The following is a 12,603-nucleotide window of genomic DNA, read 5'->3' on the forward strand; positions in this document are numbered from 1 at the left end:
AAGAAATAACTGAAACAAACTGGAGACTGTCATGGAAAACCTGAGTATGGATCTGCTGTACATGGCTGCCGCTATTATGATGGGTTTAGCTGCAATCGGTGCTGCAATCGGTATCGGAATCCTCGGAGGCAAATTTTTAGAAGGTGCTGCTCGTCAGCCTGATCTGATCCCTCTTCTGCGTACACAGTTCTTTATCGTTATGGGTCTGGTTGACGCCATCCCAATGATTGCTGTGGGTCTGGGCCTTTACGTGATGTTTGCTGTTGCCTAATGATGGCAATGAGCAGTAAAAGCATCAAGTTAGTTAATAACCAAGAAAGAGGTATTGTGCTGTGAATTTAAATGCAACAATCCTCGGCCAGGCCGTCGCATTTGTCCTGTTTGTTTTGTTCTGTATGAAATTCGTATGGCCACCAATTATGGCGGCCATTGAAAAACGTCAAAAAGAAATTGCTGACGGTTTATCATCTGCAGAACGTGCTAAAAAGGACTTAGATTTAGCGAAAGCCGATGCAGGCGATCAGCTAGCGAAAGCAAAAGCAGAAGCTCAAGCAATCATTGAATCCGCGAATAAACAACGCACTCAAATGATTGAAGATGCTAAAGCAGAAGCAGAGCAAGAACGTAGTAAGATCGTTGCACAAGCTCAATCCGAATTGGATGCAGAGCGTAAACGTGCTCGTGAAGAACTTCGTAAACAAGTCGCAATGCTGGCTATCGCAGGTGCCGAGAAAATTATTGAACGTTCCGTGGATGAAGCTGCTAATAGCGACATCGTTGATAAACTGGTCGCTGAACTGTAAGGAGGGAGGGGCATGTCTGAAATAGCAACGGTAGCTCGCCCCTACGCCAAAGCAGCTTTTGACTTTGCTGTGGAAAACCAGGCTGTCGATAAATGGCAGGTTATGCTGGCGTTCACCGCTGAAGTAGCACGCAATGAGCAGGTAACCGAATTACTTTCTGGTTCTTTAGCATCAGAAAAACTGGCTGACATCTTTGTCGACCTTTGTGGCGAACAATTAGATGGTCATGCTCAGAATTTAATTCGTGTTATGGCTGATAATGGCCGTTTATCAACGTTGCCTGAAGTATTGAGCCAATTTATTCAATTGCGCGCAGTACTAGAGTCAACGGTTGACGTTGAAGTAACTTCTGCCATTGAGCTAACTAAACAGCAGCTAGCTAACATTTCTGCAGCGATGGAAAAACGTCTATCACGCAAAGTGAAGCTGAATTGCAAAATTGATAAGTCTGTTATCGCAGGCATGATTATACGCGCCGGTGACCTCGTCATCGATGGCAGTATTCGTGGCCGTTTAGAGCGATTAACGGACGTCTTGCAGTCTTAAGGGGACTGGAGCATATGCAACTGAATTCCACTGAAATCAGCGAACTGATCAAGCAGCGCATTGCTCAGTTCAATGTAGTGAGTGAAGCTCACAATGAAGGTACGATTGTATCCGTTAGTGACGGTATCATTCGTATCCACGGTTTAGCCGAAGTTATGCAGGGTGAGATGATCGCACTGCCGGGTAACCGTTTCGCTATCGCACTGAACTTAGAGCGCGACTCTGTTGGTGCGGTTGTGATGGGTCCTTATGCTGACTTAGCAGAAGGCATGAAAGTTAAATGTACAGGTCGTATTCTGGAAGTACCTGTAGGGCGTGGTCTGCTTGGCCGTGTGGTAAACACACTGGGTGAGCCGATTGATGGTAAAGGTGCAGTAGAGCATGATGGATTCTCACCTGTTGAGATGATTGCTCCTGGTGTTATCGACCGTCAATCAGTTGATCAGCCTGTACAAACAGGTTACAAATCCGTCGATGCCATGATCCCAATCGGTCGTGGTCAGCGTGAATTGATCATCGGTGACCGTCAAACAGGTAAAACTGCTCTGGCTGTCGATGCGATCATCAACCAACGCGACTCTGGCATTAAATGTATCTATGTCGCTATCGGTCAGAAAGCCTCTACTATTTCGAACGTTGTTCGTAAATTAGAAGAACATGGCGCGTTAGAAAACACCATTGTTGTTGTTGCTTCTGCATCAGAATCAGCAGCGCTGCAATATCTAGCTCCTTATTCAGGTTGCGCAATGGGTGAATACTTCCGTGACCGTGGTGAAGATGCCCTGATAATTTATGATGACCTGTCTAAACAGGCTGTCGCATACCGTCAAATTTCACTGTTACTTCGTCGTCCACCTGGACGTGAAGCATACCCTGGTGACGTTTTCTATCTGCACTCCCGTTTACTGGAGCGTGCTGCTCGCGTTAATGCTGAGTACGTAGAAGCTTTCACTAATGGTGAAGTTAAAGGTAAAACCGGCTCTCTGACTGCGTTACCAATTATCGAAACGCAAGCAGGGGACGTTTCTGCATTCGTTCCTACGAACGTAATCTCTATTACCGATGGTCAGATCTTCTTAGAATCTAACCTGTTTAACGCAGGTATCCGTCCAGCTGTTAACCCAGGGATCTCCGTATCTCGTGTGGGTGGTGCAGCTCAGACTAAGATCATGAAGAAACTTTCTGGTGGTATCCGTACTGCACTTGCGCAGTATCGTGAGCTGGCAGCATTCTCACAGTTCGCTTCAGATCTGGACGATGCTACCCGTAAACAATTGAACCACGGTCAGAAAGTGACTGAATTGCTGAAACAGAAACAGTACGAACCAATGTCTGTCGCACAACAGTCTTTATCACTGTTTGCAGCAGAACGTGGTTATCTGGAAGATGTTGAAATTTCAAAAGTTGTGCCATTTGAAGCGGCTTTATTAGCTTATGCCTCTCGTGAACATGCTGATTTATTGAAAGAAATCAACCAGACTGGTACTTATAACGAAGAAATCGAAGCGAAGCTGAAAGGCGTGCTAGAAAACTTCAAAGCGACTCAGTCCTGGTAATAACTATTCGGCCTAATAGTTAAACATTAGGCCGTCTGGTTCATGAGGAGAAGCAGAAATGGCCGGCGCAAAAGAGATACGTTCGAAGATCGCCAGTGTGCAAAACACACAGAAGATCACTAAAGCGATGGAGATGGTCGCCGCGTCGAAAATGCGTAAAACGCAGGAACGCATGGCAGCCAGCCGTCCTTATGCAGAAACCATGCGCAGTGTGATTGGTCACCTTGCGTTAGGGAATCTGGAATACAAACATCCATACCTCGAAGAGCGTGAAGTTAAACGTGTCGGGTACCTGGTTGTTTCGACCGACCGTGGTTTGTGTGGTGGTTTGAACATTAACTTGTTCAAAAAACTGCTGGCAGACATGAAAGAGTGGTCTGAAAAAGGTGTGCAGGTAGATTTAGCACTAATCGGTTCTAAAGCCGCTTCATTCTTTGGCTCAGTAGGCGGGAATGTTGTTGGTCAAGTAACTGGTATGGGTGATGATCCAAAACTGTCAGACCTTATCGGTCCAGTCAATATCATGTTGCAGGCTTATGACGAAGGTCGTTTAGATAAACTGTATGTGGTGGCAAATAAGTTCATCAATACCATGGCTCAAGAGCCTAAAATTCTTCAGGTTTTACCATTACCACCAGGTGATGACGAAGAGCTGAAAGAAAAATCTTGGGATTATCTGTACGAACCTGATCCTAAGGCGTTACTGGATACTTTACTGCGTCGTTATATCGAATCGCAAGTTTACCAGAGCGTCGTAGAGAACTTAGCGAGTGAGCAGGCCGCCCGAATGGTCGCGATGAAAGCCGCTACAGATAACGGTGGTAACCTGATTAAAGAACTGCAATTGGTGTACAACAAAGCACGCCAAGCAAGCATTACTCAGGAACTTACAGAAATTGTGTCTGGTGCAGCCGCGGTATAACAGCTAGGTTTACGAATTACGTAGAGGATTCAAGATGGCTACTGGAAAGATTGTCCAGGTAATCGGCGCCGTAGTGGACGCCGAGTTCCCTCAGGATAGCGTCCCTAAAGTATACGACGCTCTTGAGGTTATGAATGGTAAAGAAAAACTGGTGCTGGAAGTTCAGCAACAGTTAGGCGGTGGTATCGTTCGTTGTATCGCAATGGGTACATCAGACGGTTTAAGCCGTGGCTTAAAAGTTGAAAACTTGGGCCACCCAATTGAAGTACCAGTAGGTAAAGCAACACTGGGACGTATCATGAACGTTCTGGGTACACCTATCGATATGAAAGGTGATATTGCAACTGAAGAACGTTGGTCTATCCACCGTGAAGCACCAACCTACGAAGAGTTATCAAACTCACAAGAACTGCTTGAAACCGGTATCAAAGTAATGGACTTAATCTGTCCGTTTGCTAAAGGTGGTAAAGTAGGTCTGTTCGGTGGTGCGGGTGTTGGTAAAACAGTTAACATGATGGAATTGATCCGTAACATCGCGATCGAGCACTCAGGTTACTCTGTATTTGCTGGTGTTGGTGAGCGTACTCGTGAGGGTAACGACTTCTATCATGAAATGACAGATTCTAACGTTCTTGACAAAGTATCGTTAGTTTATGGTCAGATGAATGAGCCACCAGGAAACCGTCTGCGTGTAGCACTGACTGGTCTGACTATGGCTGAAAAATTCCGTGATGAAGGCCGTGACGTACTGTTATTCGTCGATAACATCTATCGTTACACCTTAGCAGGTACTGAAGTATCAGCACTGTTAGGTCGTATGCCATCAGCGGTAGGTTACCAGCCAACATTGGCTGAAGAGATGGGTGTTCTACAAGAACGTATCACTTCAACCAAAACGGGTTCAATCACCTCTGTACAGGCTGTATACGTACCTGCGGATGACTTAACTGACCCATCACCAGCAACAACGTTTGCTCACTTAGATGCGACCGTTGTACTGAGCCGTCAAATTGCTTCATTAGGTATCTACCCTGCGGTTGACCCACTGGATTCAACCAGTCGTCAGTTAGACCCACTGGTAGTTGGCCAAGAGCACTATGATGTTGCTCGTGGTGTTCAGTCTATCCTGCAACGTTATCAGGAACTGAAAGACATCATCGCTATCTTAGGTATGGATGAACTGTCAGAAGAAGATAAACTGGTTGTTGCGCGTGCGCGTAAGATCCAGCGCTTCCTATCTCAGCCATTCTTCGTTGCTGAAGTATTTACCGGTTCACCAGGTAAGTTCGTTTCCCTGAAAGACACTATCCGTGGCTTTAAAGGTATTCTGAACGGTGATTATGACCACCTGCCAGAGCAGGCGTTCTACATGGTTGGTACTATCGAAGAAGCAGTAGAAAAAGCTAAGAAGCTTTAATACGGCTGACGGGAGGTTGATATGGCCGATACATCGTTCCACCTGAAAGTTGTCAGCGCTGAAAAGCAGTTATATGACGGCGAAGTCAAACGAATTCAGGTAACTGGTAGCGAAGGTGAGCTCGGTATTTATCCGCAGCATACCCCGTTATTAACTGCCATAAAACCGGGCATGGTACGTGTCGTAAAAACATCGGGCGAAGAAGAGGTTATCTACCTTTCAGGTGGTATTCTCGAAGTTCAGCCGACTGGCGTCATTGTACTGGCAGATACAGCTATCCGTGGTCGTGATTTGGATGAAGCGAAAGCGTTGGAATCTAAGCGTAAAGCTGAAGAACACATTCAATCCTCTCATGGTGATGTTGACTATGCTCAAGCATCAGCAGAATTAGCCAAAGCGATTGCAAAACTACGTGTAATCGAATTGACTCGACGTTGATGTAAATAGGCAGTCTATGAATAAAAAAGCCAGTTGGTTCTTAGCTAACTGGCTTTTTTGCGTCATGAAATATTTTGTGTGACGAAATATGTAGTATTATTTGGCATAAACAGGTTTACTTGCCATTCTTTACGGGAGTTATCGGGTTAATTATGTCTAATTCAGCTAAAAGCGTTGTTATTCTTGCTGCGGGAAAAGGCACCCGCATGTATTCACAGTTACCTAAAGTTCTTCATAAACTTGCGGGTAAATCCATGGTTCAACATGTGATTGATACTGCCAAGTCACTAGGTGCTCAACAAACACACCTTGTCTATGGACATGGTGGTGAACTAATGAAAGAAAAATTAGGTTCACAACCTGTTAATTGGGTACTACAAGCAGAGCAACTAGGAACAGGTCACGCAATGCAACAAGCTGCGCCTTTCTTTGCTGATGATGAAGATATCCTGATGCTTTATGGTGATGTTCCACTTATCACTAAAGAAACGTTAGAACGTTTAATTGAAGTAAAACCAGAAGGCGGTATTGGCTTATTAACGGTCATTTTAGATAACCCAACGGGTTATGGTCGTATTGTTCGTGAAAATGGCGAAGTGACTGGCATTATCGAACAAAAAGATGCTTCTGAAGAACAACTCAAAATTACTGAAATCAACACGGGTATTTTAGTCGCAAACGGTGGTGATTTAAAACGTTGGTTAGGTAAGCTCAATAATAACAATGCACAAAAAGAGTATTACATTACTGACATTATCGCGTTAGCGTATAAAGAAGGTCGTAAAATTGAAACGGCTCACCCTCGTCGTCATAGTGAAATGGAAGGCGTGAATAACCGTTTACAACTGGCTGCATTAGAACGTATTTACCAAACAGAACAAGCAGAGCGTTTATTATTAGAAGGCGTTATGTTGCTTGATCCTGCTCGTTTTGATTTACGTGGCACATTAACTCACGGTCAAGATGTCGTGATTGATACTAACGTTATTATTGAAGGTGATGTAACTTTAGGAAATAACGTTGAAATTGGTACAGGTTGCGTCCTGAAAAACTGTGTGATTGGTGATAACTCGATTATTAGCCCATATACGGTGATCGAGGATGCAAACTTAGCACAAGAGTGTACTGTTGGACCATTTGCACGTCTTCGCCCTGGCAGTGAATTAGCGGATAAAGCTCACGTTGGTAACTTTGTTGAGATGAAAAAAGCAAGCCTAGGTGTTGGCTCTAAAGCGGGTCATCTGACTTACTTAGGCGATACTGAAGTCGGTGCTAACGTTAATATTGGTGCAGGTACTATCACTTGTAACTACGATGGTGCGAATAAATTCAAAACAGTTATTGGTGATGATGTCTTTATTGGCTCAGATACCCAATTAGTGGCGCCAGTGACTGTTGCTAATGGTGCAACCATTGGTGCAGGAACAACACTCACTAAAAATGTGAATGAAAACGAATTAGTGATCAGTCGAGTTAAGCAAACTCATATCAGTGGATGGAAACGTCCAGTGAAGAAAAAACAATAATTTTAAGATAAGGGCGTATATTTAACTAGCGCCCTTTTCTTGTACGCTATTATTCTAAAAACAAAAAATATCCCCGCTTTCTACAATGGCTTGGGGAATAAAACCAATCAGGTATAAGACATCCAAGTGCGAATAAACGCACAGTTTTAGGAATAACACAATGTGTGGAATAGTAGGTGCAGTTGCACAACGCGATATCGCTGAAATCTTAATTGAAGGCTTACGTCGTTTAGAATACCGCGGTTATGATTCTGCGGGTTTAGCGGTTGTGGATAATGACTGTAAAATGACACGTCTGCGTGAAGCTGGCAAAGTACAAATGCTGGCAGAAGAAGCAGAAAAGACACAAGTGATTGGTGGTACAGGTATTGCTCATACACGTTGGGCAACACATGGTGAACCTTGTGAAGATAATGCGCATCCTCATGTATCGGGCACTATTGCCGTGGTACACAATGGTATTATCGAAAACTACCAAGAACTGAAAGCAGAATTAATTAAAAAAGGGTATCAGTTTGCTTCTCAAACTGACACTGAAGTGATTGCTCACCTTGTTAACTGGGAACAGCGTCAAGGTGGTACATTACGTGAAGTTGTACAACGCGTTATTCCTCAATTACGTGGTGCTTACGGTACCGTGATTATGGATAGCCGTACACCAGAGTTATTAGTCGCTGCTCGCTCTGGTAGCCCGCTGGTGGTAGGTCTTGGCGTAGGTGAAAACTTCCTTGCTTCTGACCAATTGGCATTATTACCTGTTACCCGTCGCTTTATCTACCTTGAAGAAGGGGATATTGTTGAAATTACTCGTCGCCACGTTCATATTTTTGATGTGAATGGCAATGAAGTTAATCGTGATACGATTGAATCAAATGTTCAATACGATGCGGGTGATAAAGGTGTTTATCGCCACTACATGCAAAAAGAGATCTACGAACAGCCTCTGGCGATTAAAAATACCCTTGAAGGTCGTTTAAAATCAGAAACTATCGATCTCAGTGAGTTAGGGTCTAAAGCTGAAGAGATCTTATCTAAAGTTGAACATATTCAAATTGTAGCTTGCGGGACTTCTTATAACGCAGGTATGGTTTCTCGTTATTGGTTTGAATCTTTAGCAGGTATTCCTTGTGATGTTGAAATTGCATCAGAATATCGCTACCGCAAACCAGCAACTCGCCGTAATAGCTTACTGATCACATTATCTCAATCAGGTGAAACAGCAGATACATTAGCTGCTTTACGTTTATCTAAAGAGCTAGGTTATTTATCTTCTTTAGCAATTTGTAACGTCGCGGGCTCTTCTTTAGTTCGTGAGTCTGAATTTGTTTTAATGACTAAAGCAGGTGCTGAAATTGGTGTTGCATCAACCAAAGCATTTACAACACAGTTAACCGTTCTATTAATGCTGGTGGCATATATGGGACGTATTAAAGGTGTTGCGACATTAGAACAGGAAGTTTCAACAGCATTACATGCATTGCCAAGCCGCATTGAAAGCATGTTATCGAAAGATAAAGTGATTGAAGCGTTGGCTGAAGACTTCTCAGAAAAAAGCCATGCTTTATTCTTAGGTCGTGGCGACCAATACCCAATTGCGGTAGAAGGTGCATTAAAGCTAAAAGAGATCTCTTATATTCATGCTGAAGCATATGCTGCTGGTGAATTAAAACATGGTCCATTAGCTTTAATTGATGCAGATATGCCGGTTATTATCATTGCGCCAAACAATGAGTTATTAGAGAAATTAAAATCTAATATCGAAGAAGTTCGGGCACGTGGTGGTTTATTGTATGTGTTTGCAGATCAAGATGCAGGCTTTGAAGAAAACGAAACGATGAAGTTAATTTCACTGCCTCACGTTGAAGAGCTTATCGCGCCGATTTTCTATACCGTACCATTACAGTTGTTGTCTTATCATGTTGCTTTAATTAAAGGCACAGACGTAGACCAACCTCGTAACTTAGCAAAATCGGTTACAGTTGAATAAAAATTAGCTTTTTATAAATAATTTATTGTTATTTATACTTAAACCCAGTGAAATCTTAATTAGATCACTGGGTTTTTTATTATATTTATAGTGTTTTTCGCCTTTAGTTATAAATAATATTTATTAAATAAGGCTAGCGTTGCGAATTAACAACAATCTTAGTAATAATAATGTTTAATAATTATTGATGAAGAGGGCTTAACTTATAGAATAAATCACTAAAGTTAAACCGCTTATTCAATAGGAGTGTTTATTTACCTTTTCTAGGAATAGAATATTAAATAGTAAAATCTAAAATATATTTTATATTTTAAAAATAAATAAAGGTATGTGTTGTAATACATTGTTTTTTTAATAGTATTTGTTTTTTTATTAAAATAATTTTTTATAAATATTATGCTTTAATTTAAATTTTTATTATATTTATGTTTTATTCTTTCTGTATTAATTTGATTTAGAGAAGTATTAATTTATGTTTTATTTGGTTTTATTTGTCTAATTTCTTATTTAAATAGTCAAGTAATATTCAGGTTAATTCTCTTATCTCATCCGATCTCTTATTCAATAGTTATATTTCTTCAAATTACGGTTTATCGCTAGTTTAATTAATTGTTGTTATGATTTTAAAAAATAGATGCAATCATATTAAATATATGTAAAGTTTAAGGTTGTTTTATTTATTAATAAATAATGAAAATTACAAATTAGCGCTAATGATCGTTCTTTAGCGTTTTATTGCAGTTTATAAGCGAGTTCTTTCAGGAGAAATAAAGCTCAAAAGTAAGCTAAGAAAAACTGCAAATTATAATTACAAGAGGTAAGAGAAATGCAAAACACAATTAATTCACAATACAATGAAATGGTTGAATTTTTAAAAGAATTAGTGAACACAGAAAGCGGATCTTATGATAAAGAGGGCGTTGATGCCGTTGCTAATTTACTGATTCAACGTTATGAGCAATTAGGCTTTATTGTTGAGGTTTTTAATAATGAAAAACTGGGCAATAATTATCGCTTAGTTCATAAAGAAGCCAAAGATCCACAGATTTTCATTGCTGCCCATCTTGATACTGTTTTTCCTAAAGGAACAGTGGCAGAACGCCCATTTAGTATCGAAGATACTCGTGCTTATGGTCCTGGTGTTATTGATATGAAAGCCAGCCATGTTCTGACTTATTATGCTATCAATGCACTTATGCAATCAGGTAATAATGCTTATAAAAATGTTGAAATCTTCTTAAATTGTGATGAAGAAATTGGCTCAAAAACTTCTCGTGGTCTGATTGAACAGTATGCCAAAAATAAATCCTATGCCTTAGTGATGGAGCCAGCTCGTGCTAATGGAGCGATTGTGAGTGCGCGTCGAGGTGTGGGAACTTATGAGCTTTTAATTGAAGGTAAAGCATCTCACTCTGGTATTGCACCAGAAGCGGGAATTAGTGCTATTCAAGAGCTCTCTTATAAAATCCAAGCATTGCACGCACTTTCTCGTCATGATGACGGCCTTTCTGTCAACGTAGGATTGATTTCTGGTGGTACATCCGTTAATACCGTCGCACCTAATGCACGTGCTGAGATTGACGTTCGTATTTCAACCGATGAGCAAGGTGTTGAAATTGATAAACTTGTAAGAGAAGTATGCAGCAAACCTGTATTAGAAGGAATTAAGCTTACACTTAATGGTGGTATTAATCGCCCTCCTATGGTTAAAACACCTGAAAGTAGTGCATTAATTGACATCATCAAAGAGCAAGCTCGTCTGCTTGGTCTTGATATTGAAGATATTTCAACAGGTGGTGGCTCTGATGCTTCGTTTACAGCAGGAGTTGGCACACCTAGTGTAGATGGTTTAGGCCCTATTGGGGGATATCAACACAGCGATAAAGAATATATTGATTTGCCTTCATTAACCGAAAGAACGGTGCTATTTGCCAATATTTTAAAGCGCTTGTCTCAATAAGGTGAATGTATGGATAAGAATAAAAAAATAAAATGGGCTATGCCTGATGCTTTTATTATTATTTTTGGCATCGTTATCTTAGCCGCTATTGCAACTTATTTAATTCCTGCAGGTACTTACGAACGCGAAACAGTAAATGGACTAAATCGAGTTGTACCGGGTAGTTTTGGTTATGTTGACCAAAACCCTGCATCATTAATGGATGTTTTTTATGCCATTCCTGTGGGATTGAAGCAGTCAGCGAGTATTATTTTTCTGATTTTTATGATTGGTGGTGCGATTGCTATTTATGATAGAACTCGCGCTATTGATTCAGGGATCAATGCGTTAATTGTCAAAACAAAAGGTAATTATCAAGCACTGATTATTACCGTTGCGTTTATATTTGGAATGCTTTCATCATTAGGATTAGCTGCAAATGCGGTTATTGCTTTTATTCCAATAGGAATAGCCCTTTCGCGTTCGATGAAATTAGATGCCATAACGGGAGTTGCTGTTGTTTACCTAGGATATTATGCAGGAAATGCAGTTGGTGTTTTAGATCCTACTATTTTAGGTACAGCACAAACCTTAGCTGAAGTGCCTTTATTTTCAGGTGTGATTTTTAGAATTGTATTATTCTCAGTTCTGATTGTGGTCACTATTGCTTATATTGTTTGGTATGCAAGACGTATCGCGAATAATCCAGCTAAAAGTTATATGTATGGACTAGCAACAGATGATCCTGATTATGATGCTAACAAAGATCAAACCGTGGACGGTACTTTCTCTTTAATGCAGAAATTGAGTCTTGTGGTCTTTATTGCATTTATTGGATTGTTTTTATACGGTGCATTTGAATATAAATGGGGAATTGAGCACTTATCTGCCATCTTTATTATGATGAGTGTTGTGGTTGCGGCGATGTTTAAAATTGGCCCTAATGACTATATAAAAACCTTTATGAAAGGCGCTCAATCCTTAGTTTATGGTGCATTAGTCGTCGGTATTGCAAGAGCTGTGATTGTTATTTTAGATGAAGGTCGTGTACTGGATTCTATTGTTCAAGCCACACTCGTTCCATTACAGCAAACCTCTCATTTTTGGGGAGCGCAGTTACTTTATTTCTTTAATTTATTATTTAATTTATTGGTAACATCAGGAACCGGACAAGCTTCTATAGTGATGCCAATTATGGTACCTATCTTAGATATCTTGGATCTCACTCGCCAAACTGGTGTATTGATCCTTAAATTAGGCGATGGATTTACTAACATAATTACACCAACATCTGGCGTATTAATGGCAGTATTGGCCGTAGGAAAAGTGCCTTGGACTCGTTGGGTTAAATTTGTTTTCCCAATCTTGATGGTTTGGACCGTGATTGGTATGGCGGCGATTGGTATCGCAACCGCTATTAGCTATGGCCCTGTCTGATTTATAAAATAAGAAAATAAAATAGCCGCTTA

Annotated in this window: 11 protein-coding genes; all 11 read left to right on the forward strand. The window is 40.9% G+C overall.

The annotated features are described in order from the left end of the window. The first annotated feature begins 31 nt into the window (after positions 1–31). The 11 genes from atpE (at position 32) to EHE21_RS18620 (ending at position 12,571) form a co-directional block, all read left to right on the forward strand. Positions 32–271, forward strand: coding sequence for a F0F1 ATP synthase subunit C (atpE, locus tag EHE21_RS18570; protein WP_004246596.1), 240 nt, complete (start codon positions 32–34; stop codon positions 269–271). Between the two features lie 61 nt (positions 272–332). Further along, positions 333–803: a F0F1 ATP synthase subunit B gene (gene atpF, locus EHE21_RS18575; protein ID WP_036914499.1), complete on the forward strand. Its 471-nt coding sequence runs from the start codon at positions 333–335 to the stop codon at positions 801–803. A 12-nt stretch (positions 804–815) separates the two neighbouring features. Then, complete coding sequence (gene atpH / locus EHE21_RS18580; RefSeq protein ID WP_006534344.1) at positions 816–1,349, forward strand: F0F1 ATP synthase subunit delta; 534 nt, start codon at positions 816–818, stop codon at positions 1,347–1,349. Positions 1,350–1,363: 14 nt separating this feature from the next. Next, positions 1,364–2,905, forward strand: coding sequence for a F0F1 ATP synthase subunit alpha (gene atpA, locus EHE21_RS18585; RefSeq protein WP_006534343.1), 1,542 nt, complete (start codon positions 1,364–1,366; stop codon positions 2,903–2,905). A 58-nt stretch (positions 2,906–2,963) separates the two neighbouring features. Continuing rightward, positions 2,964–3,827, forward strand: a complete 864-nt coding sequence (gene atpG / locus EHE21_RS18590) for a F0F1 ATP synthase subunit gamma (RefSeq protein WP_006534342.1) — start codon at positions 2,964–2,966, stop codon at positions 3,825–3,827. Positions 3,828–3,861: 34 nt separating this feature from the next. Next, positions 3,862–5,244: a F0F1 ATP synthase subunit beta gene (atpD, locus tag EHE21_RS18595; protein WP_023583323.1), complete on the forward strand. Its 1,383-nt coding sequence runs from the start codon at positions 3,862–3,864 to the stop codon at positions 5,242–5,244. Positions 5,245–5,265: 21 nt separating this feature from the next. Next, on the forward strand, positions 5,266–5,682 hold the full coding sequence (locus tag EHE21_RS18600; protein ID WP_006534340.1) for a F0F1 ATP synthase subunit epsilon: 417 nt from the start codon (positions 5,266–5,268) through the stop codon (positions 5,680–5,682). 152 nt (positions 5,683–5,834) lie between these two features. Continuing rightward, complete coding sequence (gene glmU, locus EHE21_RS18605; protein WP_194951506.1) at positions 5,835–7,208, forward strand: bifunctional UDP-N-acetylglucosamine diphosphorylase/glucosamine-1-phosphate N-acetyltransferase GlmU; 1,374 nt, start codon at positions 5,835–5,837, stop codon at positions 7,206–7,208. A 160-nt stretch (positions 7,209–7,368) separates the two neighbouring features. Continuing rightward, positions 7,369–9,195, forward strand: a complete 1,827-nt coding sequence (glmS, locus tag EHE21_RS18610; protein WP_088494181.1) for a glutamine--fructose-6-phosphate transaminase (isomerizing) — start codon at positions 7,369–7,371, stop codon at positions 9,193–9,195. A gap of 826 nt (positions 9,196–10,021) precedes the next feature. Further along, positions 10,022–11,155, forward strand: coding sequence for a M20 family metallopeptidase (locus EHE21_RS18615; protein ID WP_088494180.1), 1,134 nt, complete (start codon positions 10,022–10,024; stop codon positions 11,153–11,155). A gap of 9 nt (positions 11,156–11,164) precedes the next feature. Further along, complete coding sequence (locus EHE21_RS18620) at positions 11,165–12,571, forward strand: YfcC family protein (RefSeq protein ID WP_102949440.1); 1,407 nt, start codon at positions 11,165–11,167, stop codon at positions 12,569–12,571. Positions 12,572–12,603 lie beyond the last annotated feature (32 nt).

The organism is Proteus sp. GOKU (genome assembly GCF_015475555.1).
Taxonomy (GTDB): Bacteria; Pseudomonadota; Gammaproteobacteria; order Enterobacterales; family Enterobacteriaceae; genus Proteus; species Proteus mirabilis_B.

Excerpts from the sequence above, each read along its gene's own strand:
- atpE (WP_004246596.1), top strand. The coding sequence starts at position 32 with ATGGAAAACCTGAGTATGGATCTGCTGTACATGGCTGCCGCTATTATG.
- atpH (WP_006534344.1), top strand. The coding sequence starts at position 816 with ATGTCTGAAATAGCAACGGTAGCTCGCCCCTACGCCAAAGCAGCTTTT.
- atpA (WP_006534343.1), top strand. The coding sequence starts at position 1,364 with ATGCAACTGAATTCCACTGAAATCAGCGAACTGATCAAGCAGCGCATT.
- atpG (WP_006534342.1), top strand. The coding sequence starts at position 2,964 with ATGGCCGGCGCAAAAGAGATACGTTCGAAGATCGCCAGTGTGCAAAAC.
- atpD (WP_023583323.1), top strand. The coding sequence starts at position 3,862 with ATGGCTACTGGAAAGATTGTCCAGGTAATCGGCGCCGTAGTGGACGCC.
- EHE21_RS18600 (WP_006534340.1), top strand. The coding sequence starts at position 5,266 with ATGGCCGATACATCGTTCCACCTGAAAGTTGTCAGCGCTGAAAAGCAG.
- glmU (WP_194951506.1), top strand. The coding sequence starts at position 5,835 with ATGTCTAATTCAGCTAAAAGCGTTGTTATTCTTGCTGCGGGAAAAGGC.
- glmS (WP_088494181.1), top strand. The coding sequence starts at position 7,369 with ATGTGTGGAATAGTAGGTGCAGTTGCACAACGCGATATCGCTGAAATC.
- EHE21_RS18615 (WP_088494180.1), top strand. The coding sequence starts at position 10,022 with ATGCAAAACACAATTAATTCACAATACAATGAAATGGTTGAATTTTTA.
- EHE21_RS18620 (WP_102949440.1), top strand. The coding sequence starts at position 11,165 with ATGGATAAGAATAAAAAAATAAAATGGGCTATGCCTGATGCTTTTATT.